Annotated in this window: 20 protein-coding genes; 14 read left to right on the plus strand and 6 right to left on the minus strand. The window is 71.6% G+C overall.

Annotation, left to right across the window (positions count from 1 at the left end; all coding sequences use genetic code 11):
• Window positions 1-56 precede the first annotated feature (56 nt).
• Complete coding sequence (locus tag ACIGZJ_RS21435) at window positions 57-938, plus strand: GNAT family N-acetyltransferase (RefSeq protein WP_396458692.1); 882 nt, start codon at window positions 57-59, stop codon at window positions 936-938.
• Window positions 939-1,077: 139 nt separating this feature from the next.
• Here the strand turns inward: ACIGZJ_RS21435 and ACIGZJ_RS21440 are convergent, their stop codons facing one another.
• Window positions 1,078-1,500 carry a TipAS antibiotic-recognition domain-containing protein gene (locus ACIGZJ_RS21440; RefSeq protein ID WP_396458693.1) on the minus strand — a complete coding sequence of 141 codons (423 nt, stop codon included), beginning with the start codon at window positions 1,498-1,500 and terminating at the stop codon, window positions 1,078-1,080.
• 284 nt (window positions 1,501-1,784) lie between these two features.
• A complete protein-coding gene (locus tag ACIGZJ_RS21445; RefSeq protein WP_396458694.1) occupies window positions 1,785-2,417 on the minus strand; it encodes a DJ-1/PfpI family protein in 633 nt (210 codons plus the stop codon).
• A 96-nt stretch (window positions 2,418-2,513) separates the two neighbouring features.
• Here ACIGZJ_RS21445 and ACIGZJ_RS21450 point away from each other — a divergent pair, with 96 nt between their 5' ends.
• The 6 genes from ACIGZJ_RS21450 to ACIGZJ_RS21475 all read left to right on the plus strand — a co-directional run bounded on the left by ACIGZJ_RS21450 (window position 2,514) and on the right by ACIGZJ_RS21475 (window position 9,874).
• Window positions 2,514-3,467: a helix-turn-helix domain-containing protein gene (locus tag ACIGZJ_RS21450; protein WP_396458695.1), complete on the plus strand. Its 954-nt coding sequence runs from the start codon at window positions 2,514-2,516 to the stop codon at window positions 3,465-3,467.
• A gap of 72 nt (window positions 3,468-3,539) precedes the next feature.
• Entirely contained in the window at window positions 3,540-3,944 is a 405-nt protein-coding gene (locus ACIGZJ_RS21455) for a DUF4232 domain-containing protein (protein ID WP_396458696.1), read from the plus strand.
• Between the two features lie 622 nt (window positions 3,945-4,566).
• The gene (locus tag ACIGZJ_RS21460) at window positions 4,567-4,731 is read left to right on the plus strand and encodes a hypothetical protein (RefSeq protein ID WP_396458697.1); all 165 of its coding nucleotides are present in this window, start codon (window positions 4,567-4,569) and stop codon (window positions 4,729-4,731) included.
• Window positions 4,732-4,756: 25 nt separating this feature from the next.
• On the plus strand, window positions 4,757-6,862 hold the full coding sequence (locus ACIGZJ_RS21465) for a flavin monoamine oxidase family protein (protein WP_396458698.1): 2,106 nt from the start codon (window positions 4,757-4,759) through the stop codon (window positions 6,860-6,862).
• Window positions 6,859-8,685, plus strand: a complete 1,827-nt coding sequence (locus tag ACIGZJ_RS21470) for an alpha-keto acid decarboxylase family protein (RefSeq protein ID WP_396458699.1) — start codon at window positions 6,859-6,861, stop codon at window positions 8,683-8,685. The genes ACIGZJ_RS21465 and ACIGZJ_RS21470 overlap by 4 nt, the downstream gene beginning before the upstream one ends.
• A gap of 502 nt (window positions 8,686-9,187) precedes the next feature.
• Window positions 9,188-9,874 carry an alpha/beta hydrolase gene (locus ACIGZJ_RS21475; RefSeq protein WP_396458700.1) on the plus strand — a complete coding sequence of 229 codons (687 nt, stop codon included), beginning with the start codon at window positions 9,188-9,190 and terminating at the stop codon, window positions 9,872-9,874.
• 397 nt (window positions 9,875-10,271) lie between these two features.
• Here the strand turns inward: ACIGZJ_RS21475 and ACIGZJ_RS21480 are convergent, their stop codons facing one another.
• Window positions 10,272-11,627, minus strand: coding sequence for a GH1 family beta-glucosidase (locus ACIGZJ_RS21480; protein WP_396458701.1), 1,356 nt, complete (start codon window positions 11,625-11,627; stop codon window positions 10,272-10,274).
• 276 nt (window positions 11,628-11,903) lie between these two features.
• Window positions 11,904-12,332, minus strand: a complete 429-nt coding sequence (locus tag ACIGZJ_RS21485; RefSeq protein WP_396458702.1) for a nuclear transport factor 2 family protein — start codon at window positions 12,330-12,332, stop codon at window positions 11,904-11,906.
• 91 nt (window positions 12,333-12,423) lie between these two features.
• Between ACIGZJ_RS21485 and ACIGZJ_RS21490 the strand changes: the two genes are divergently transcribed.
• Window positions 12,424-12,945, plus strand: coding sequence for a winged helix-turn-helix transcriptional regulator (locus ACIGZJ_RS21490; protein WP_396458703.1), 522 nt, complete (start codon window positions 12,424-12,426; stop codon window positions 12,943-12,945).
• Window positions 12,946-13,016: 71 nt separating this feature from the next.
• On the opposite strand, the gene ACIGZJ_RS21495 is transcribed toward ACIGZJ_RS21490, so the two are convergent.
• Both ACIGZJ_RS21495 and ACIGZJ_RS21500 read right to left on the minus strand, forming a co-directional pair.
• The gene (locus ACIGZJ_RS21495) at window positions 13,017-14,681 is read right to left on the minus strand and encodes a multicopper oxidase family protein (RefSeq protein ID WP_396458704.1); all 1,665 of its coding nucleotides are present in this window, start codon (window positions 14,679-14,681) and stop codon (window positions 13,017-13,019) included.
• A complete protein-coding gene (locus tag ACIGZJ_RS21500; protein WP_396458705.1) occupies window positions 14,674-15,159 on the minus strand; it encodes a hypothetical protein in 486 nt (161 codons plus the stop codon). The genes ACIGZJ_RS21495 and ACIGZJ_RS21500 overlap by 8 nt, the downstream gene beginning before the upstream one ends.
• Before the next feature lie 153 nt (window positions 15,160-15,312).
• Between ACIGZJ_RS21500 and ACIGZJ_RS21505 the strand changes: the two genes are divergently transcribed.
• From ACIGZJ_RS21505 to ACIGZJ_RS21530, 6 genes are all read left to right on the plus strand, one after another.
• On the plus strand, window positions 15,313-16,209 hold the full coding sequence (locus ACIGZJ_RS21505; RefSeq protein ID WP_396458706.1) for a LysR family transcriptional regulator: 897 nt from the start codon (window positions 15,313-15,315) through the stop codon (window positions 16,207-16,209).
• A gap of 153 nt (window positions 16,210-16,362) precedes the next feature.
• Complete coding sequence (locus tag ACIGZJ_RS21510; protein ID WP_396458707.1) at window positions 16,363-16,734, plus strand: VOC family protein; 372 nt, start codon at window positions 16,363-16,365, stop codon at window positions 16,732-16,734.
• A gap of 358 nt (window positions 16,735-17,092) precedes the next feature.
• Window positions 17,093-18,709 carry an amino acid adenylation domain-containing protein gene (locus ACIGZJ_RS21515; protein WP_396458708.1) on the plus strand — a complete coding sequence of 539 codons (1,617 nt, stop codon included), beginning with the start codon at window positions 17,093-17,095 and terminating at the stop codon, window positions 18,707-18,709.
• Entirely contained in the window at window positions 18,706-19,008 is a 303-nt protein-coding gene (locus ACIGZJ_RS21520; protein ID WP_396458709.1) for an acyl carrier protein, read from the plus strand. The genes ACIGZJ_RS21515 and ACIGZJ_RS21520 overlap by 4 nt, the downstream gene beginning before the upstream one ends.
• Window positions 19,005-20,423: a flavin monoamine oxidase family protein gene (locus ACIGZJ_RS21525; RefSeq protein WP_396458710.1), complete on the plus strand. Its 1,419-nt coding sequence runs from the start codon at window positions 19,005-19,007 to the stop codon at window positions 20,421-20,423. Before ACIGZJ_RS21520 ends, ACIGZJ_RS21525 begins: the two co-directional genes overlap by 4 nt.
• A 184-nt stretch (window positions 20,424-20,607) precedes the next feature.
• Entirely contained in the window at window positions 20,608-22,314 is a 1,707-nt protein-coding gene (locus ACIGZJ_RS21530; RefSeq protein WP_396458711.1) for a class I adenylate-forming enzyme family protein, read from the plus strand.
• Window positions 22,315-22,317: the final 3 nt, after the last annotated feature.

The raw sequence follows: 22,317 nt of genomic DNA on the forward strand, positions 1-22,317 counted from the left end.
GCCCGACTGCCCGCAGGCACAGCCCAGTTCATCCCTATCTCTACGACGGAGACACCTTGTCCGTTCGCATCACCGCACTGACCGACCCCGAGACCGGCCCGTCCGGCCACCGTCTGGCGTGGCTGGCATCCGACGCCGACGGAATCCCCCTCGGGTCGGCGTTCCTGCGCCTCTTCACCAGGCCCGGGCAGGAGCACCTCGCCGAACTGGACCTCCAGGTCCATCCGGCCGAGCGGCGCAACCGCGTCGGCTCCACACTCCTGGACGCGGCCGTCGCCGCCGCGCGCCGGGACGGCCGGCGCTGTGTCATCACCCAGGCCGAGGCCGGCTCCCCCGCCGACCGGTTCCTGCCGACCCGGGGCTTCCGCACGGTCCTGACCCTGACCTTCACCCGGCTGCCGTTGGCCGAGGCGGACATCACCGCCCTCACCGGGATCACCGAACAGGCACACCCCGGCTACCGGCTGGCGTCCTGGGAGGGCACCGTCCCCGACAGCCTCGCCGAGACGTTCGTCGCGTCGCGCCACGCCATGGACGACATGCCGATGGGCGGCACCGACTTCGGCACGGTGACCTGGGACCTGGACCGGGTCCGGGCCGCGGCGGCGGCCGTCGAGAAGCGTGGCAACCTGCTGCACACCGTTGTCGCCATCGACGAGTCGGACGGCTCGATCGCCGGGTTCACCGAACTGGTCGTCCCCGGCGACGGCAAGGGTGACGGCCAGCACTACGGCACCGGCGTCCTCCCCGAGCACCGCGGGCACGGCCTCGGCCGCTGGATGAAGGCCGCGTCGATCCGACACGCCCGCGAGCGGCACCCCGACCTCGGCGGCCTGCTCACCGACACCGCCGACAACAACCCGTACATGCGCCACATCAACGACGCCCTCGGCTACGCACCGACGCACACGACGTTCGAGTACCAGCTCGACCTCTAGGACCTAGGAGCCCCCGGGGCCGGGCCATCGCCCTGGCCCGCCCCGGCGCGGCCGCCCGCCGACCTCACCGTGATGGCACCACATGCGGCAAGCACCATGCGAGTGCGCCCCCACCCTCCACGAACCGGGCGCCAGACAGCTACGCCGAAGCCCCGGATCCCGCCGAAGCCCCGGATCCCGCCGGTGAAGCGAACCCGACTCCCCGTTCAGCAAATATAATCATTGCATCACCCAGGAATTCCACCATCCCAGGGTGGTAGGAATTATGGAACTCCCTCATGGCATCGTCTTCCGCATAGAAGAGCGCCATGCCGATGTAAGCCCTGCTGGTGGGGGTGTAAAATCGGCAGGCTATGTCAAAGTGCCTGAGAACGAGCTCCTGAGTCTTCGGATCTCCGGGCAGGGAGCCGTCCAGGCAAGCCGCGATCTCCTTATAGAGCACGTCCCAGTCCTGATGGACCTGGCCTCTGTCCACGTGCTCCCAGTTGTTGGTCTCGGCAAGGCTCTTCGCCTGCTCTCCGGCCAGCGACCGGCGGCACTCATCTGCGTACTGACTTTCCATGGCACCACTTCTCATTCCTGCGCCTCTTCAGCAGGCAGCTGAAGAGGGCGGCCAACATGCCAGACATTCAGGCCGAACAGTGGCACACACCCGCCGGGTCGGCAAGCCAATTTGAGCGCGGATCCGGGCCACCGGCGTAGCAGGTCGTCGGCGAATTAGGTCGAGACCTGACTCGTGATCACATGTTCCGAGGGGTAAGCAGGCTGGGTGCTCCGGTCCCCCACTGTCCAGCACCGGCGGCCTGTGCCGATCCCTGACTCCGGTGACCGACACCGGCCTGCGTTTCACCCGACGCCGCGGTCGCCTGCCGCTCCCCGGCCCAGGCGTGGCGCGGTCGTCCACGTGTATTCCATCTGACGGGCGGTGCGATGTGCGAGCTGCTCGCCGAAGAGCCGGCTCACGATGTGCAGGCTGGCGTCGATGCCGGCGCTGATCCCGGCAGAGGTGACGATGTCGCCGTCGTCGACCCACCGGAGGTCAGTGCACACCCGGATGTCCGGCCAGCGCCGGGCCAGTTCGTCCTGGTCCTCCCAGTGGGTCGTGGCCGGACGGCCGTTCAGGCCCCCGGTGGCGGCCAGCAGGAAGGCCCCGGTGCAGATGCTGAACGTCAGCACGGAGGTCTTCCGGCGCCGGGCCAGCCAGTCGATGACGTCCGTGTCCGTCTCGACCGCCGTGGTGACGCCGCCGGGGATCACCAGCACGTCGAACGGGGGATCCTCGTCGAGAGTGTGATCGGCCACGACCTTCAGTCCGCCGCGGGCGCGGACCGGCCGGCCGGTCGCCGCCACCGTCAGGACGCGCAGCAGGGGCTCGTCGGCGGCGGTGCGGGCCAGCCGGCCGGCGGTGCTGAAGACCTCGAAAGGGCCTCCCATGTCGAGGACTTCGACCTCGTCGAAGACGAGCATTCCGAACGTCATCGGAGCAGTGGTATCAGGTGCCATGCCCACAAGGTTCGGGCCTCGCGGACACCCTGCGACAGTGCCGGAAACGGCGCTCACCGCTAGGATTCCGCCATGGCCCACCACCGGATCGCCTGCCTCGCCTTCGACGGGATGGCCCCGTTCGAGCTCGCCACGGTGGCCGAGGTGTTCGCGGTCTCCCGTCCGGAACTGGACGTGGGGTGGTGGTACCGGTTCGAGCTGTGCGCCGAGGTGCCTGGGCCGCACCGGGTCGTGGGCGGCTTCGACATCGTCGTGCACCACGGACTGGACCGGCTCCGCCACGCCGACACCGTCATCGTCCCGGGGGTTCCGGACGTGCGCCGCGACGTCGCCCCGCCGGTCCTGGCCTCGCTGCGGGACGCCTCCGCGCGAGGAGCACGGATGGTTTCCATCTGCAGCGGCGCATTCGCTCTGGCGGCCGCGGGTCTGCTGGACGGCAAGGAGGCGACCACGCACTGGCGGCACGCCCCGCTGCTCCAGGAACGCCATCCGGAGGTGAAGGTCAACGCGTCGGTGCTCTACGTCGACCACGGATCCGTCATCACCGCCGCCGGCACCGCCGCCGGAATCGACGCCTGCCTGCACCTCGTCCGCAAGGACCACGGCGCCGACATCGCCGCCCGGGTGGCCCGCCGCATGGTCGTGGCCGCGCACCGCGAGGGCGGTCAGGCCCAGTTCGCGGAGCATCCGGTGGGCAGAGCGCCGTCCGACGACCCGATCGGCCGGGCCATGCGGTACGCGCTGGACCACCTGCACCGGCGGCTCACCGTCGACGAACTGGCCGCCGTCGCGCACCTGTCGGTGCGGCAGTTCGAACGCCGCTTCGTCGAGGCGGCCGGTCTGCCGCCGGGACGCTGGATCACCGACCAGCGGATCCGGGCCGGCGCCGTACTGCTGGAATCCACGGACCAGCCGATCGACACGGTGGCCGGCCGTGTGGGCCTGACCGTCGCCGGCTTCCGCCACCACTTCCGGGAGACGATGAGCATCAGCCCCTCGACCTACCGCCGCCAGTTCCAGCGCTGACGGCCCCGTGTCGGGCGCCCTCCGGTCCCCCGCACAGCCCCGCCCCGACCGCCGCCCCGACCGCGTCCACCAGTGCCTCCCCGGCGGCGGGCCGACCTCGGGCGGGCGACCTCGGGCGGGCCGGCGAAGGGCAACGCGCCGTCCACCGCCGCGCCGGCCGGCTCCACCGGAGCCGGGAGGACCGCCAAGTACCGGACCGCGGACCGCACCATCACCGCCGCGGACCGCACCATCACCGGCGACGCCGACAACACCGTCGTGGTCGAGCTGAGGAACCACAGCGGCACGGACTGCACGCTCTCCGGGTACGCGGGCGTCGACCTCAAGGCCTCCGCGGGCACGCTGTCCGCGAAGCGCTCAGGCGAGCCGGTCGTCACGGGCGTCGTGCCGAACGGCAAGTCGACGTACTTCGGTATCAGTCACCCGGCCAACACCTCGCGGGCGGCTCCGGCGTCCGGATCGCCGGCCTGGTGGTGACCCCGCCGGACGAGACCCAAGCGGTCACCCTGCCCTGGCCGGGCACCGGCTCGCTGCCCGTCACGGACGGCAGCGGATCGCCGGTGAAGATCGGCCCGATGGGAAGCGCCGGCCAGGGCGAGCGACCGCAGGGCCCCAGCCCCGGCGCCGACTCCCCCACGGCAGGACCGGAACGACGTCCAACGGCCGGCCGGAACGGACGGGCGAACGGGTCATGCCCGTACGGGTGCGGGCGGCCGAGGCGGGCCGGACGGCCTGGTCCAGCGCCAGCCTGTGGACTTCCCCCTCTGCGGTCGTCCATCCGCGCGAGGTCGCCCACGTCCCGAATGACGCGGAGCCCCCACACGCCCCGGGCGGCGGCCGGCATCGCGCCGGCCTCGGGGGGTGCCAGGCGAAGACCCGGCCGACTGGCCCAACGTGCTCGGCGGTGAGCGCGAATGCCGCCGCCGGCAGCCGCGCGAACAGCTCCTGCTCGGACAGTTTCGCGGTCGAGGGCGGGTCCATCCGCCGGGAGGCCGACCTCCGGGTGGCAGGACCTTCGACCACGAAGCTACGTTGAGTACGTGGAACATCACATTCCGTGACGAACCCTGCCCGCTGCCCCACCGCGAGGAGTCCGAGCGTGACCGCGGTCCCCAGCCGTCCCACCGCCGTACGGTTCATCGAACAGCCGCCCCGGCCGGAGCTGCGCACGGCGGGCGCGCTCCACGGTTTCACCCCCTCGATCAGCACGCCGCGCCTCCTCGCCGAGGGCAAGGGCCTCCCCAACCATCCGTTCGGCCCCTGACTGCCGAGCGCCCCGAGGAGACACCATGGAGAACCCCGTCATCGAAGGCAGAGCCGGTGAACGCGCCCGCTGGCAGACCTGTCAGCAGCTGGCGCGCGAGCTGCTGCTGGTCGGTCCGGACGACAAGGACCTGAAGCTGCGCTACCTCGACGTCCTGATCAAGGACGGCATCCCGGAGACGGACAGGCCCAAGAACGTGCTGATCGTCGGCGCGGGCATCGCCGGCCTGGTCGCCGGGAAGCTGCTCAAGGACGCCGGACACAACGTCACCATCCTGGAGGCCAACGCCAGCCGGGTGGGCGGCCGGATCAAGACCTTCCGTTCCACCGACGACGCGGCCGACGGGCCGTTCCACGACCCGCGGCAGTACGCGGAGGCCGGCGCCATGCGGCTGCCCAGCTTCCACCCGCTCACCCTCGCCCTGGTCGACCGACTCGGCCTGAACCGGCAGCTGTTCTTCAACGTCGACGTCGATCCGGACACCGGCAGCCAGGACGCGCCCGTCCCGCCGGTGGTCTACGAGTCCTTCGAGCCCGGCAAGGTCTGGAAGTACGGCGCGGACAGCCCCGACTTCCGCGAGCCGGTCAAGCGCTTCAACTCCTGGATCCGCACCAACCGACTCCAAGCCCGCCGCAAGGAGTACGCCGCCGACCCGAGCTGCGTCAACGAGGGCTTCCACCTCACCGGCGACGAGGCGCGGATCACCGCCGGCGACATGGTCAACCAGGCTCTGGAACCGGTCCGCGACTACTACTCGGAGATCAGGGACGGCAAGCGGGTGAACAAGCCGTTCGCCGAGTGGCTGGACGGCTGGGCCCGGGTGATCCGCGACTTCGACGGCTACTCCATGGGCCGCTTCCTGCGCGAGTACGCGGGCTTCAGCGACGAGGCCATCGAGGCGATCGGCACGATCGAGAACATGACCTCGCGCCTGCACCTGGCCTTCTTCCACACCTTCCTGGGCCGCAGCGACATCAACCCCAGCGCCACCTACTGGGAGATCGCGGGCGGCAGCTGGAAGCTGCCCGCCGAGCTCGCCGACGAGCTCCGGGAGGAGCTGCGGATGGGCGAGCGGATGATCCGGATGGAGCACTGGGACCCGCGCCGGGACGGCGGAGGAGCGCGGAACGTCGGCCCGATCGGGCCGCAGGTCGCCGTCGAGACCGTCCCCGAGGACGACCCGAACGCCGAACCCACCATCTGGAAGGGGGACTTCGCGATCGTCACGGTGCCGTTCTCCGCCCTGCGGTTCGTCCAGGTGACGCCGCCGTTCTCCTACAAGAAGCGCCGGGCGATCATCGAGACCCACTACGACCAGGCCACCAAGGTGCTACTGGAGTTCTCCCGCCGGTGGTGGGAGTTCACCGAGGCGGACTGGAAGGCCGAACTCGACTCCATCGCACCCGGCCTGTACGAGTACTACCAGCGGGCGGGCGAGGATGACGCCGAGGCGGCCATGGCCGCCGCCCACAACGGCCACCGGCCCCCGCACAACCTGCCGGACATGCTGCTCGGCGCACACGCGAGCGTGGACGAGCGCCGGATCAGCCAGGCCCAGCGGGAGGTGTACCAGCACACCCCGCTGCTCCGGGCGAGCGTGCGCCCCGCCACCGACTGCGTCGGCGGAGGCTCGACCACCGACAACCCGAACCGCTTCATGTACTACCCCTCCCACCCGGTGCCCGACGCCGAGGGTGGCGGGGTGGTGCTGGCCAGCTACAGCTGGTCGGACGACGCGGTGCGCTGGGACTCCATGGAGGACGACGAGCGGTACGTGTATGCGCTGCGCAACCTCCAGTCGGTGCACGGCCGACGGATCGAGGTGTTCTACACCGGCTACGGCAAGACCCAGAGCTGGTTGCGCGACCCGTACGCCTTCGGTGAGGCGGCGGTGTACACCCCGCACCAGATGACCAGCTTCCACCTCGACGTGGTCAAGCCGGAGGGCCCGGTGCACTTCGCCGGCGAGCACGTCTCGCTCAAGCACGCCTGGATCGAGGGTGCGGTGGAGACCGCCGTCCGGGCGGCCATCGCCGTACACGAAGCGCCACCGCCGACCCCGGTGGAACCGGAGATCCGGCCCGAGGTCCGGCTCCGGCCGGAGAGCCGACAGGAGGCCCTGCGCAAATGAGCGGTGACGACTGGACGGTGGCCCGCTACCTGGCCACCAGGCTTGAGCAGTTGGGCATCCGGTACCTGTTCGGGGTGCCGGGGGACTTCCTCGGACCGTTCCTGACGATCATGCAGGACACCACCGGCATCCGTTGGATCGGCACCCCGACCGAGATGGGCGGCGGCTACGCCGCGGACGCCTACGCCAGGGTGCGGGCCGCCGACGCCGACCCGGACCGAGGCGAACCGGGCGTCGGAGCCGTTGCGGTGACCTACGGAGTGGGCGCCTTCAGCCTGCTCAACACCATCGGCGGCGCGTACGTCGAGGACGTACCGCTGATCGCGATCAACGCGGCACCGTCCTACGAGCAGTGGCTCAACCAGCAGGCGGTCGGCCTGCTCACCTCGCACATGAGCCCGCGCCGGGAGAGCAACCTGGACGTCTACCGGCAGGTCACGGTGGATGCGCAGGTGCTCTCCAACCCCGGGCTCGCGCCTTCGCAGATCGACAGCGCGATCACCGCGTGCCTGACCGAACGCAAGCCCGTCTACCTGGAGGTGATGGAGGACCTCTGGCATGCGCCGTGCGCCCCGCCGCAGGGCGAACTCCGCGCTCACGAGCGCCCGTTCACCCAGCGGAACAAGGAGATGCTGGACAAGGCCGTCACGGCGGCGGTGGAGCTGATCAGGGAGTTCGGCACACCCATCGTCTGGGCCGGCGAGGAGCTGGTCCGCCGGCGGCTGGAGGACGAGCTCCTGGAGTTCGTGCAGGCCACGCGGATGCAGTTCTGCACCACGGTCGGCGCGAAGTCCGTGGTGTCCGAACGGCACCCGCTGTTCGCCGGCGTCTACAACGGCAAGGCGAGCCTGCCGGAGATCCGGAAGACGTTCAGGAACGCGGGGTGCCGGATCGGCCTGGGCACCTGGTCCACGTCCAAGAACCTCGGCGGCGACCAGTCGATCGGCGACGACTGGATCGTGGCGGCCCGCGACGGCGTCAGCGTGGGCGCCAGGTACTTTCCCGAGGTCCAACTCGGCCGGTTCATCGCGGCGTTGCGCAACGCACTGGCGGGACAGACCTTCCCGGCCGACCACTTCGCGCTGGCGCACGCGGCGGGCCTGGACGTCCCGGCCAGCACGTCCGACTTCCTGGACTCGTTGAGCGCCGACGAGTACCCCACGGAGCTGACGTACGACAGCTTCTTCCAGCGCATCAACTCCTTCCTGGAGCACCAGGCCACCGGTGGGGACCCACAGGCCCCTTCGCCGTTCACGGTGGTCTCGGACGCGGCGTTCGCGCTGCTCGGCTCGATGAACCTGCGGATCACCGAGCGGGCCGGCTTCCTGGCACAGAACAGCTGGCTGTCCATCGGCTACTCCGTCGGGGCGGCCACCGGCGTGGCACTGGGCCGGCAGCAGCCGATGAAGCGCCCGCTCGTGTTCGTCGGGGACGGCTCGTTCCAGGAGATCTGCCAGGAGCTGTCCACCCAGGTGCGCCACCACCTGCGGCCGGTGGTCTTCGTCCTGGACAACGAGGGCTTCTACGGCATCGAGCAGATGCTGGTCAGCCCCTGCTACTACAAGGAGAAACCGTCCAACGGGGCCGACTTCTACAACGTGCTGCACCCGTGGCGGTACGAGAAGCTGGCCGAGGTCTTCGGCACGGAGAAGGACCGGATGCACGGGTTCGAGCTCGCCACCCACACCGAGCTCGACTCACTCCTGCTGGACATCGCCGATCCCGGCAACGACCTCAACCACGCGCCGATCCTGGCCCGCGTCCGGCTCAGCCGACACGACTACCCGAGGGCGCTCCAGTACAAGATCGACGAGAACTGCTGACAGCCGCCCGAGTCCACCGGCCCCCGTCCCGACGGGGGCCGGTGCGTGTCGGAAGGGCGCCGAGACCGCCTGACGGCGCTTCGCCCTCGCCCCTCAACTACCCGCCGTACTCGACGCGGTGGGCGGCGATCAGGCCGCGGTACCAGGCCGACCGGCAGAGGGGGCTACACACCGCCGCTCGGCGGAAGCAGGCGCTCGACGAACCGGATCAGGCCGAGGACGTCGACGAACCGCACAGACCCCCTGTGGAGGATTTCCCGGCGGAGGCTGAATCCTTCTCCCGGCTGGTGGCTCTTATGGTCGAACGGCTGGGAGGGCGTACTGGAGGAGGTTCGGCAGCCGTGGCCGTCGTCGGGATGGTGGCCATTGCGCTGCCGGTGTGCAGTTGCGTGGCAGTCCTGCGGGTGCCGTCCGCATGCCGCCCCCCTGTGCCGCAATCGACCGATCGAACACCGAGAGGCCCCTCATGATCCTTCCCTCACCCTCCATCGCGTCCCGAGGAGTGCTGCTGGTGCACGGCGCATGGCATACCGGTCATGCCTGGGAGGGCGTCGCGGCCGGGCTGCGGGCACGTGGTGTCGCCGTGACCGTCGCCGAGCTGCACCGCGGGTCGCTGGCAGCCGACATAGCCGCGGCCGAGACCGCACTGGACCAGCTGCCCGAGGGCGGCCCCGCCATAGCGTGCGGTCATTCCTACGGCGGCGCTGTCATCACCGGCCTTCCGCCGCACAAGATCGACCACCTCGTGTACCTCACCGCGATGATGCCCGACCGCGGCGAGACCGCCCTCGGCCTTCTCGCCAGTGCACCGCCCACCGATCTGAGGGCCGGCATGATCGGTGACCCTGCCGGAACCACGACGATCGACCCGAAGGCTGCGGGAGGACTGTTCCATGCCCAACTCGGCGAAGAGGAACGTGCCCGCCACACCGCCGAGCTCGTCCCCCAGAGGATGGCCTCCGGCCATCAGCCGACGACCAGCGCCGCCTGGCACCAGCGGCCCAGCACCTACGTGATCTGCACCGAGGACCGCGCCATGCACCCGGACCTGCAACGCCACTTCGCCACACGCGCAACCCGCGCGATCACCTGGCACAGCGACCACGGAGTCTTCGCGTCACACGAGGAAGAGACCATCGGACTACTCCACCAACTGGCCGCCGGAAGCCACCTCGTCCCGGTCGGCTAGGGACTGCTTCGAACCTGCTGGTCACAGCTGCTCATCGATGGCTGCGAGCAGCACTGTCGCCTCCGTAGCGAACGGCGAGTCGGCCGTACCCCGTGCCGGCGACGGCGTCACCATCCGGGGCCAGCACCTCGCCGACGCGCGATCGGGAGTGGAACGAACGGTGATCCACTCGTTCCACTCCCGCTCGGCCACGGCCAACTCGGCGTGGATTCCAACAACCACGGGCCGCAACCACTGGGCATACGAGCAACCTGGACATCTGGCGACATCTTTCAGACCTGCTAAACGCTCTGCCATATGGCCCGCCTACGGAGCTCGATCGCGAGCAGTTCTGTCCGCATCGGGCAACAGGAGCGCATCGAGCACACCAGGGCTCCAGCCCCACACCGAATCCCAACTACCGCGCGTGGCAATCCCGGTGCTCGGCAATGAGGTCGCGGTACCAGGCATACGACGCCTTCGGCGTACGACGCTGGGTTTCGAATTCGACGTGCACCAGCCCGAAGCGCTGGTGGTAGCCCTCAGCCCATTCATAGTTGTCGATCAGTGACCATGTGTAGTACCCGCGAACGTCGACGCCCTCGGCAACGGCGGCGGCGAGGGAGTCGAGGTGGCCGGCCAGGTAGTCGATGCGGGACTGGTCGGGGACGGTGCCGTCGGGGTGGACCTCGTCGGCGACGGAGCAGCCGTTCTCGGTGATGGTGATCGGCGGAAGCGCGTCGCCGTAGCTCTCCCGCAGGCCGACGAGGAGTTCGCGCAGGCCGTCGGGGACGACGGGCCAGTCGAAGGCGGTACGGGGGACGCCTTCGATCGGAGCCTCGGTGAAGGGGAGCCCCGGGTCGGTCGGGGCGGCGATGCGGGTGGGGTTGTAGTAGTTGACGCCGAGGCCGTCGAGGCGGGGCTCGGAGATCAGGTCGAGGTCGCCGGGGCGGACGGCACCACCGAGGTCGGCGGCAACCCCGTAGGCGGAGAGGTCGGGGTAGCGGCCCAGGAGCAGCGGATCGGTGAACAGGCGGTTGTGGAGGGCGTCATAGGCCTGCGCGGCAGCGAGGTCGGCCGACTCCCCTGAGGCGGGCCGGACGGGGGTGAGGTTGTTCGCGATCAGCACCTGGAGGCCGCGCTCGCGCAGCGCGGAGGCGGCGAGGCCGTGGCCGAGGAGCTGGTGGTGGGCGGCGGGCAGGGCGTCGAGCATCAGGGCGCGGCCAGGGGCGTGGATGCCCAACGCGTAGCCGTAGACCATGTGCACGAAGGGCTCGTTGAGGGTGATCCAGGCGGGGATCCGGTCGCCCAGGCGATCCGTGACCACTCCCGCATACTCCGCGAAGCGGTACGCGGTGTCGCGGTTCAGCCAGCCTCCGGCATCCTCCAGGGCCTGCGGCAGGTCCCAGTGGAAGAGGGTGGGCAGCGGGGTGATGCCGGCTTCCAGCAGGGCATCGGTCAGGCGGTCGTAGAAGGCGAGTCCGGCGGGGTTCGCCGCGCCCGCGCCGGCGGGCTGGATCCGGGGCCAGGCGATCGAGAATCGGTAGCCGTCCAGTCCGAGGTCCTTCATCAGCGCGATGTCCTCGGGATAGCGGTGGTAGTGGTCGCAGGCCACCGCGCCCGTGTGCCCGTCGCGGACGGCGCCGGGGCGGCTTGCGAAGACGTCCCAGATGGACAGCCCACGCCCGTCCTCCTCGACGGCCCCCTCGATCTGGTAGGCGGCGGTGGAGACGCCCCAGCGGAAGCCCGCCGGAAGGTCGAGTCGGTTCGGCACGGCCTGCTCCTTACTCGCGGTGGCGATGGGCGGAGGCTCAAATACATGAGGATGACTCATGTTAGTGGCTCTCCGTCAAAGCACCAGATGCCGCCGCGAAAGGTCGCAGCAGGCCACCACGTGATCACGCCATTACGTGATCACGCAGACACCTCAGGAGACAGGAGGGGTGCGGGGAACGGACGCCGCGACCGGGCAAGCGCCCCCGAAGGCGCTCCGGACGGGCGTCACGGGCTCGATTCCTCCGGGGCCTGTACCGCGAGCCGGACGAGGTGCTCACTGTCGGCCGGCGAACTCCTCCTGCCGTCGGCACGCCTCGTCCAGCCGCTTGGTGTCCTCCAGGATCTCGTCGCTCACCATCCGCCCCCAGCGCAGCCTGATCCACTGGATCGTCTCGTTGCGGTAGGGCGTCCCGTCGGAGAGCGTGGCCGCCACGTCGAGCCGGACCACGACGGTGGTGTCCCACGGCCAGCCGCGCACCACCACGTCCCGGGCGGTGAAGCGCAGCCCCGGGAAGCGGTCGAAAAGCTCCCGGAACCACACCTCGAACGCGTCACGGCCCGTGAGTTCCGTACTGATCGGCGTGTCACCGACGAAGCGGAACCTCAGGCCGGGTGCGGCGGTGGACACCGCCGCGCCGTAGTCACCCGCGCCGATCCGCCGCCACAACGACCGGACTCGCGCGCGCGTGATCGCGTGGTACATCGCAACCTCCTCGGCTCCGGCAGGCCGGAGCATGCGTCCCGTTCGACCGTAACCAGGTCACTTGCAATTCGCAAGGCACTAGACTGGCGGGGTGGACAGAAACCGCTTCGCGACGATCCCCTGCTCGGTCTCGCGCGCCGCCGGCGCGATCGCCGACCCCTGGACACTGCTGGTGCTGCGCGATCTGTTCCTCGGGCTGCACCGGTTCGAGGAACTGCGCCAGGACCTCGGCATCGCCACCAACATCCTCACGGCCCGCCTCGACCACCTGGTCGCCGAGGGCATCGCCGAGCGCCGCCGCTACACGGACCACCCGCCCCGGCACGAGTACCACCTCACGGCGGCCGGGCGGGATCTGTACGGGATCGTCCTGGCCCTGCTCGCCTGGGGCGACAAGTACCGCGCCCAGGACGCCGGGGCGCCCCTCGTACCGGAGCACACCTCCTGTGGACACCCCACCGTCCCGACCGTCACCTGCCACCACTGCGGTGACGAACTCACCCACGACACCGTCCGCTTCCTCCCCGGCCCGGGCGGACGCCTGGCCCCCGGCACGAGCCTCGTCGCCGCCCGCCTGGCCGACGGCCCGCTGCCCGCTCCGCCGGCGGCCTGACGGACGGCCGGGGGCGGGGCGCCGGACGTTTCGCGGGCACCGGACGAATTCGAGGTCAGACGAGTTCGAGGTCAGACGAGTTCGAGGTTGGCCATCATCCCCATGTCCTCGTGTTCGGCGTTGTGGCAGTGGAAGAGGTAGCGACCCCGGTAGCCGTCGAAGCGGGTGATGATCTCCGCCGACTCGCCCGGCCGCAGGGAGACGGTGTCCTTGAGGCCCGCGTCGTGCGGCAGCGGTGGCCGACCACCTCGCGAGAGCACCTGGAAGCCGACGAGGTGCAGGTGGACGGGGTGATGGACGTCGGCGACCAGCCGCCACACTTCCACGTCACCGAGCCGGACGGTTACGTCGGTACGGGCGGGATCGAACGGCAGTCCGCCGATCAGCCAGCCGTGTCCGCCGTTCATCCGGCCGGCGCGGAAGGAGAAGTCGCGCACCCGGACGGCGTCCGTGCGGCGCCAGACCGGCAGGTCGTCCGAGAGCGTGCGGGGGATCCGGCTGTCGTCGGCCGCCTTGCGGGCGACCCGGAAGGCCATCACCTCGCGGGTGCGCCCGGTGCCGAGCCGGTTGACGATCCGGACGAGGCCGCCGACCGGGACGGCCGCGAAGTCGACGACCACGTCGTAGCGTTCGGCCGGCGCGATCGGCAGGCGGCGGTGGACGACCGGGGCCGCGAGCAGGCCCTGGTCGGCGCCGACCTGGACCAGGTCGAGCCGGCGCCCGTCGTCGTCGACCGCTTCGAGTTCGTAGTGCCGGGCGTTCGAGGCGTTCAGGATGCGCAGCCGGTACCGGGCCGCGTCGACCTCGTGCACCGGCCACGGGGCACCGTTGACCAGGATCACGTCGCCGAGGACCCCGGCGAGGTAGGGCTCACGGACGCCGGGCCGCTCGCGCAGGGTGGGATCGAGGCTGGGGTAGGCGAGGGTGCCGTCGGCGGAGAACACACGGTCCACGATCATGAGGGGCAGCTCACGCCGGCCCGAGGGCAGACCGAGCGCCTCCTCGGCATCGTCGCGCACGATGTGCAGGCCGGCGAGGCCGCGCCAGATCGCGGGGGCGGTGAAGTCCATCCGGTGGTCGTGGTACCAGAGCAGCGTCGGGCGCTGGTCCAGCGGGAACGTGTAGTCCCGCGTCAGCCTGGCCTCTACCGCGCGCGGATCGGACATGCCGCTCATGCCGTCCATAGCTGCCGTGCCGCCGTGCACGCGGGCCCCGTCGTGCCCCGCGCCCGAGCCGTGGGCGGCGCTCGGCCATCCCTCGGGCAGCAGGAGGTCGGTCGGGTATCCGTCGGAGTCCGCCGGGGTCCGCCCGCCGTGCAGGTGCACGACGGTCGGCACCGGCAGTTCGTTGCGGTGTGTCACGGTGACCGGCCGGCCTCGGCGCGACTCGATGGTCGGCCCGGGGAAGGTGCCCTCGTAGGTCCACAGCGGCGTTCTGACGCCGGGCAGGATCTCCGCGGTCGTTTCGCGCTGGGTGATCTCGTAGCGGTCGACGCCGCCCGAGGTGCCGACCGGTGCCAGTACGGCGGGGACCGGCAGCGGGACCTGGAAGGCGGGCGGCAGCGGCACGGCGCTGCGCAGGTGGGCACCGGTACTCGCCGGGCGGCGCGCCAGGGCGGCCGAGGACGCCAGACCGGCGGCCGTCAGCAGTCCGAACGCCCCGCCGATACCGAGCAGCCGACGCCTCGGCAGCCCCCCGAGGAAGCCGGACCGGTCGCCTTCGTGCGGCTCACGCATGGCCCTCCCCCTCCTGCGCACCCGGCACCCCGGCGGACGCGGGGCGCGGCCGTCGCGGCATCGGCCGGATCCATACGACGATGGACAGCACGACGAGTCCGGCGACGGTCGCCACTCCCAGCGGCAGGTGCAGCCACAGCGCCCCGGCGAGCCCGGCGAAGTACTGCACCGTCTCGGCCGCCACCACGGCCAGCGTGGCCGACAGGGGCCAGAGCCGGCGCAGCCGGAACCAGACCGTGGCCGCCGCGATCACCTGCACGTATCCGATGGAGGTGACGATGTTCGCGCCGAGCGCGTGCCAGCGCAGGCCGTCGAAGTCGCCGCTCAGGTAGACGCCGGCGAAGACGGGCTGGCCGAGGATCACGACCACGTGCGCGCTGACGAGGGCCCGCAGGACCCACCCTGCGGGCCCGGTCCGCTCCCCGGGGCCGGACCGGGTCCGGGTGTCCGGGCGGAACCCGTTGGCGGCGGTGGCCATGAGTCACTCTCCTCGTTGTGGTGCTCGCTCGCGCTGCTGTCGATGCGCGACCAGCCACGAAGCTATGACCCGCTGGCTATCCTGTCTAAGATCAATATCGCTATGCCGTTATACCGATGGAGGCATGACCGTGGCGCTGCCGGAGGTACGGCCGTGGATCTGAACACCCTCACCCAGTTCCGGGCGGTGGCACGGCTGGAACACCTGAGCCGCGCGGCCGACGAACTCCGCGTCGCCCAGCCGTCGTTGAGCCGCACCATCGCCCGACTGGAGAACGAACTCGGTACCCCGCTGTTCGACCGGGGCGGCCGGCTGCGGCTGAACGACGTCGGGCGGCTCTTCCTCGGCTACGTCGAGCGCTGCCTCGGCGAGCTCGACGCCGGGCGGCGGGCCGTCGCCGAGGCCGCCGGCGAGGGGTTCGGCAGCGTGCGGCTGGCGTCGGAGACCTTCCTCACCTTCACCGGGCCGCTCGCGGCGTTCAAGCGGACCCATCCCCTGGTGGAGATCGAACTCCACCAACTGTCCGCCGAGGAGATGGCCCGCCGACTGCGGGCCCGGGACGTCGACCTGTGCGTCGCCTCGCAACCGGTCCCCACCGCAGGTCTGGACGCGGTCGAGCTGCTCGACGAGGAGGTGTATCTGGCCACGCCGCTCGGCCACCCGCTGGCGGGACGGGCCTCGGTGAGCATCGACGAACTCGCCGGCCAACCCTTCATCACCGCTCGCACCGGGCACTGGCAGCGCCGGCTTCTCGACCGGCTCTTCGCGGGCCGCGGCCTCACGCCGAGGATCGTCTGCGAGAGCGACGAACTCGCCACCGTCGCCGAGCTGATCAGCGCGGGACTGGGCGTCGGCCTCGTCCCGGCCGCCGCCTGGCGCGCCGCCGTCCGCGTCCCCCTCACCCGGGTCACCGTCGACAGTCCCGACTGCCGCCGGACACTCACCCTGTACTGGGGCGCCGACGACCAGCTGTCCCCCGCCGCCCGTCTGATGCGAGCCACGCTCACCGGCTGGAACTGGACGGCCGGGGAACCGCACGACAGTCGATGACACCCGGCGGTGCGGCCCGTTCACCCGCCGGCGGCGCACGGTTCACGGGGGAGGGTCACGAGCCCTCCCCGTGAAAAGGGCAGGGGCGCGGTCGGGAGCCCGGCCTAGAGTGGTGATCACGCGAGTCCACTGGTCGGAGGCCCGGAGGTGCCAATGCCCCTGCAGATGAAGCTGGTTGCGATCACACTAGACTGCCCTGATCCGCCGGCCCTGGCGGCGTTCTACCAGCAGGCCACCGGCTTCGCACCGCACCCGAGGTCGGACGCCGACTTCGCGGGGCTCGACCGCGAGGACGGGCTCTTCATCGGTTTTCAACGGGTCGACGGCTACCGGGCTCCGCGCTGGCCCGAGCAGACCGTGCCCCAGCAGGTGCACCTCTGCTTCGACGTCGCCGATCTGGACGAGGCCGAGGCCCTGCTGTTGGAGCTGGGTGCGGGCAAGCCGGAGCACCAGCCCCACGACGCCGCCAGGGCGCGGGTGCTCACCGACCCGGCCGGCCATCCCTTCTGCATCTGCCAGGCCTGACCGGGCGGATGCCGCTCCCCTGCCGACCGTGACGGCAGGCGCGGGCGGTCGGGCCCCACCCGCCCCGGGAGGCCCGTACCGCACCACGCGCAGATCTCCGTGCCCGGCCCGACGGTGCGACAAACCACGCCCCGTCGGGCCGCGCCTGCTTTCAAGGCGGGTGACATGCCCCCCGCCAGGGCAATGTCCGGAACCGGACAACCCCCCCGCCGACCGGCGGCCGGGAAGGGCTCGCTATTTCTCCCGCGGCTCCCCGGACGAGTCGCCTCAACATCCATTGTGGCAAAGCATGTTCGAAGGTAGAGTCCCGGTTCGCCGAGCGCGGAGCAGTGCTCGCAGGCATTCTTTTGGGGCGGGCATGTCAAACCACGGCACCAACCCACCGGCGTCCGATCTACTTGACGCGTTCACGGAAATCGCCCGGCGTTTTCCGGACCGCCCGGCGCTGGTCCACCACGGACACACCATGGGCTACCGCCGGCTCCACGAGCTGGCGAACGCACTGGCCAGGCAGCTGGGCACCGATCCCGGCGTGGTCGCGGTCCAGGCCGCGCACACGCCGGAAACCGTCGTCGCACTCCTCGGGGTGCTGGCCGCCGGAGGCGTCTACTGCCCGGTCGATCCGGCATTCCCGCCGGAGCGCAGACAGGCGATGCTCACGGCGGTCGACTGCCGCGCAATGGTCCTCTCCGAGGCCGGTCCGGAATCCCAACCAGCCGTGGAATCAATGCGGTTACGCCATTTATCGGAGCTTTCCGGGAGTCCGCCGCACAACGGACGACACAACGGCCGACACAACGAACAGCGCGACGGCCGGCGCAACGAACAGCGCGCCGCACCGCACAACGGAGCGCATGTCGGGGTGGATCCCGACAATCCGGCCTACATTCTCTTCACGTCGGGTTCGACCGGGCAGCCGAAACCCGTCGTGACGCCCCGTAGGGCCGTCTCCGCCGTCGTGCACTCGCTGCGCGACCTGTTCGACCTCACCCCCGAGGACCGGGTGCTCCAGTTCGCCTCGCTGAACTGGGACACCTGCTTCGAGGAGATCCTGCCGACCCTCACCACCGGTGCCGCGCTCGTCTTCGACGCCGAGGCGCACTCCGGGTCGTTCCCCCGCTTCCTGCGGATGGTCGAGCGGGAGCGGATCACCGTCCTCGACCTCCCCACCGCCTACTGGCACGAGTTGGTGCTCCACCTCGTCGAGGACGGTCGGCCGCTGCCGGACTGCGTCCGCCTGCTGGTCATCGGCGGCGAGGCGGCGAACCCGGCCCGGCTGGCCGACTGGGCGGGCCTGGACACCGGGCGGATCCGGCTGCTCAACACCTACGGCTGCACCGAGACCACCCTGATCACCCACGCCGTCGACCTGCACGGCCCGGCGGCGCTCCCACCCGCGCCCGACTGGTCCGGCGGCGCGCCGGCGCCGATCGGCCGCGCCCTTCCGCACGTCGACGAACGGATCGACGGGCAGGGCGAGTTGCTGATCGGCGGCCCCTCGGTGGCACTGGGCTACCACGGCCTGCCGGAGGCCACCGAGGCCCGGTTCACCGTCGTCGACGGCGAGCGCTGCTTCCGTACCGGCGACCGGGTGAGCCGCGCGCCGGACGGCCTGCTCACCCACCGCGGCCGGCTGGACCACGAACTCAAGGTCCGCGGCATCCGGGTGGACCCGGCCGAGGTCGAGGCCCATATCGCCGGCCACCCCGAGGTGAACGCGGTGGCCGTGGTCGGCGCGACGGTGGCCGGCCGCGCCGCCCTGGTCGCCTACGTGGTGGCGCGGACCGGCGCCGCCCCCGGCGCGCTGGACGCCGACGTCCGGTCGTACCTGCGCGAGCGGGTGCCGGGCCACCTCGTACCCAGCCGGATCACCGTCGTCCCGCAGCTCGTGCACACCGCGAGCGGAAAAGTCGACCGGGCGGGCTCGCACCGGCGGCACTCGCCCGACGCCCAGGTCAAAGGAGACCTTCGATGAGCGTTGACACCACCGGCACCGAAACCGGCAGCGGAACCGGCACCGAAGCCGCCACCGACCCCGCCGCCGCACACCCCGGCGCCGCCGTCGAGGACGTGGTGGCGATCTTCGGCCGGGTGCTGGAGTGCCAGGACGTCACGGCCGACTCGGACTTCTTCCTGCTCGGCGGCGACTCCCTGGTCGCCACCCGGGTGTTGAGCGCGGTCGCCCGCCGCAGCGGGGTGGAGCTGGCCTTCGAGGACTTCCTGCTCGCACCGACCCCACGGGCGCTCGCCGCAAGAATCGCGACCGCCCGATGACCGGCCGCGACGACTCCCCCGCCCGGCCACCGGCCACCGCTCGCGCAGCGGGCACATCAGGCGGCGTCACCTCCGCCGTCGTGGTCGGGGCCGGTCTGGCCGGCCTCACCGCCGCGACCGGACTGGCGGCCCGCGGCATCGACGTCACCGTCCTGGAGGCCCGCGACCGGGTCGGCGGCCGCACCCGCGGGATCGAGGTCGCACCCGGCCGCCGGATCGACGCAGGCGCCGCCTACCTGGGCGACCGGCACACCGAACTGCTCGCGACGATGGCGCGGTTGGACCTCAAGACCACACCGACCACGATGTCCGGCGCCAGCCGCTTCGCACTCGGCGGCGCGGACGCCACCCGGGACGGGCGGTTCCCCCCGCTCAACGCGGTCGCCCTGGGCGACCTGTTCGAGCTGCTGGACGAACTGACCGCCGCCGTCCGGCCCGAGGCGCCCTGGCTCACCCCGGAGGCCGAGCGGCTGGACACCACGACCGTCGCCGAGTGGGCCGGGGAGCAGCTGACCCACCCGGACGCCCGGCTCTTCCTCCCGCTCTTCCTGGGCGAGATGATGGCCGCCGACCCGGCCGAACTGTCGGTCCTGCACATGGCGTTCTACCTCCGCTCCGGCGGCGGACTGCGCTACCTCAACGCCTTCGAGGGCGGCGCGCAGCAGGACCGGATCGCGGGCGGGGCGCACCTGGTCTGCGAGCGGCTGGCCGAGCGCCTGGGCCCCCGGGTACGGCTCGGCGAGCCGGTCGAGGCGGTGCACCAGGACGCCGACGGGGTCACCGTCCGTTCGGTCCACGGCGCGTACCGGGCGGACGTCGCGGTGGTGGCGCTGCCGCCGCTGCTGGCCGACGCCCTGGAGCAGGACCCGGCGCCACCCGTGCGGCGGGCGGGCGGACGGACCGCCCGCGGCTGCGCGGTGAAGGTCAACCTGGTCTACCCCGAGCCGGTCTGGCGCGGGCACGGGCTGTCGGGCTGGTCGGTGAACTCCGAGGGCCCGCTGCTGTCCACGGTGGACGACTCGCCGGCCGAGGGCGGTGTGGGCGTGCTCACGGGCTTCGTCACCGGCGCCGAGGCGCACCGGTTCGCGGCCCTCGACCCGGCCCGGCAGCGGGCGGCGGCGGTCGGGCAGGCCGCGCGGCTGTTCCCGATGCTCCCGGAGCCGATCGGCTTCCACGTCACCGACTGGGTCAACGAGCCGTACAGCAGGGGCTGTTACGCGGCGCTGTTCGGCCCAGGGGACTGGCTGCGGCTCGGTCCGGCGCTGACCGCACCGCACGGCCGGGTGCACTGGGCCGGCACCGAGACCAGCACCGAGTACTTCGGACTGATGGAGGGGGCGATCCGCTCGGGCCACCGCGTGGTCGAGGAGGTCCTCGCCGGGCCGCCGAACGGCCCCGCGGCGCCCCGGCCGTGACGGCCGGGCGCCAGCCGTGACGGCGGCAGCCCGGCGGTAGCGCGGACACCCGCCCCGCCCCCGCACCACCACCGCCCGCACCACTGCCATCACCGCCACCCCTTGAATCGAACACCAGTTCCCCTCTCACCTGCCCCCGGTTCCACAAGAACCCGGCCCGGGCCGCCTTCCCTGGGAGTCCGCCATGAGCGACCAGACGTCCATCGCCCCCCTCGCCGCCAGAGAACAGCTGATGACCGAGCCCGCCCTCGGCGCCGGCAACTTCCTGGACCAGGCCATCGCGGTCAACCCGAACCGCGCCGTGCCCTTCGCCTTCACCCACCACACCGACCACCGCGGCGCCGTCGTGCTGCGCGGGCACAGCCTGCTGGACCTCGCCGCCCTACGCGACCGCTACGCCAAGTGGTACCGGGCCAACGGCGTCCGCCCCGGCGACCCGGTCGGCGTGGTGGTCGCCGAGGGCCTGGAGCCGCTGCTGCACTTCCTCGCGCTCACCGCGCTGGGCGCCGTCCCGGCCCTGGTCAACGACGCCATGCGGCACGACGTCATGGTCCGCTACCTCAACCACGTCGGCGTGGTCGGCGTGGTCGCGGACGACCCCACCCGGCTGGCCGCCGCCTACCGCGAGGACCCGCAGCGCCGCCCCGGCTTCATCGCCCTGGCCGCCGAGGTCCAGGCCTTCGACGCCGGGGCCGCCGGGCTCCCGGAGGACTACCCGTACCGGCACGCCGCCGAGGACGTGGTCGCGCTGATCCACTCCTCCGGCACCACCGGCACCCCGAAGTCCACCATGCTGGCGCACCGCCAGTTCTGGGACGGCAAGCAGCCCCGCATGGTGCGCTTCCCCGCCGAGCCCTCGGACCGGCTGATGTCGCTGATGCCGCACACCCACGCCGGCGGGCTCAGCTACTTCCTCACCGCCACCCTGCTCGGCCTGCCGACCGTGGTGATGTCCGACTGGCGGCGCACGGTCGTGGAGCCGGTGATGGAGGCCTTCCAGCCGACCATGGTCGCCTCCTTCCCGCGGACGTTCGTCGAGCTGGCCACCGGCGAGCTCCCGGTCAGGGGGGCCGCCCGGGTGCACTCCTGGTTCAACACCGGGGACAGCGCCCACTACGGCCACATCCGCCGACTGGTGCAGCTCGGCGAGCGCCCGGCCGGGCTGATCCGGCCGTGGCTGCTGCCGAGCGAGAAGGCCGGGCAACCCGCCCTCCCCGGTTCGCAGTTCATCGACGGGCTGGGCTCCTCCGAGATGGGCATGGCGCTGTTCGGCCAGGTGACCACACCGGAGACCGCGCGCGACGACCGCTGCGTCGGCAAGCCGCTGGAGGTGGTCCTCAAGGCGGCGGTGCTGGACGAGCAGGGCGAGGAGGTGCCGGACGGCACGGTCGGGATGCTGGGCGTGGTCACCCCGTCGCGCACCCCCGGCTACTGGAACGACGCCAGGCTCACCGCGAGCTTCGAACTGGCCGGGTACTGGCTCACCGGCGACGTGGCCCGCCGCGACGCCGAGGGCCGGTTCCACCACCTCGACCGGACGGTGGACGTCATCGACACCACCGCCGGCCCGGTCTACAGCCTCCCGCTCGAGGAGGTGCTGCTGGCCGACTGCGCCGACCTGGTGCAGGACTGCTCGGTGGTCGGCGTGCCCGGCGGCCCCGGCGAGGGCCAGCGGCCGATCGCCGTGGTCCGCCTCCAGGCCGAGGCGGCGGCGAGCAGCGCCGAGGAGGTCCAGGAGGCCGCCAACAAGGCGCTGGCGCAGGCCGGGCTGGCCGCGCTCGCCGCGGTCCGCATCGCCCGGAGGCCCGAGGACCTCCCCCTCGGGCCCACCGGCAAGGTGCTCAAGCGCGAGCTGCGCACCCGCTTCGCCACCCTCTTCACCGGCCAGTAGCAC

This window comes from Kitasatospora sp. NPDC052868 (genome assembly GCF_044547105.1).
Lineage (GTDB): Bacteria > Actinomycetota > Actinomycetes > Streptomycetales > Streptomycetaceae > Kitasatospora.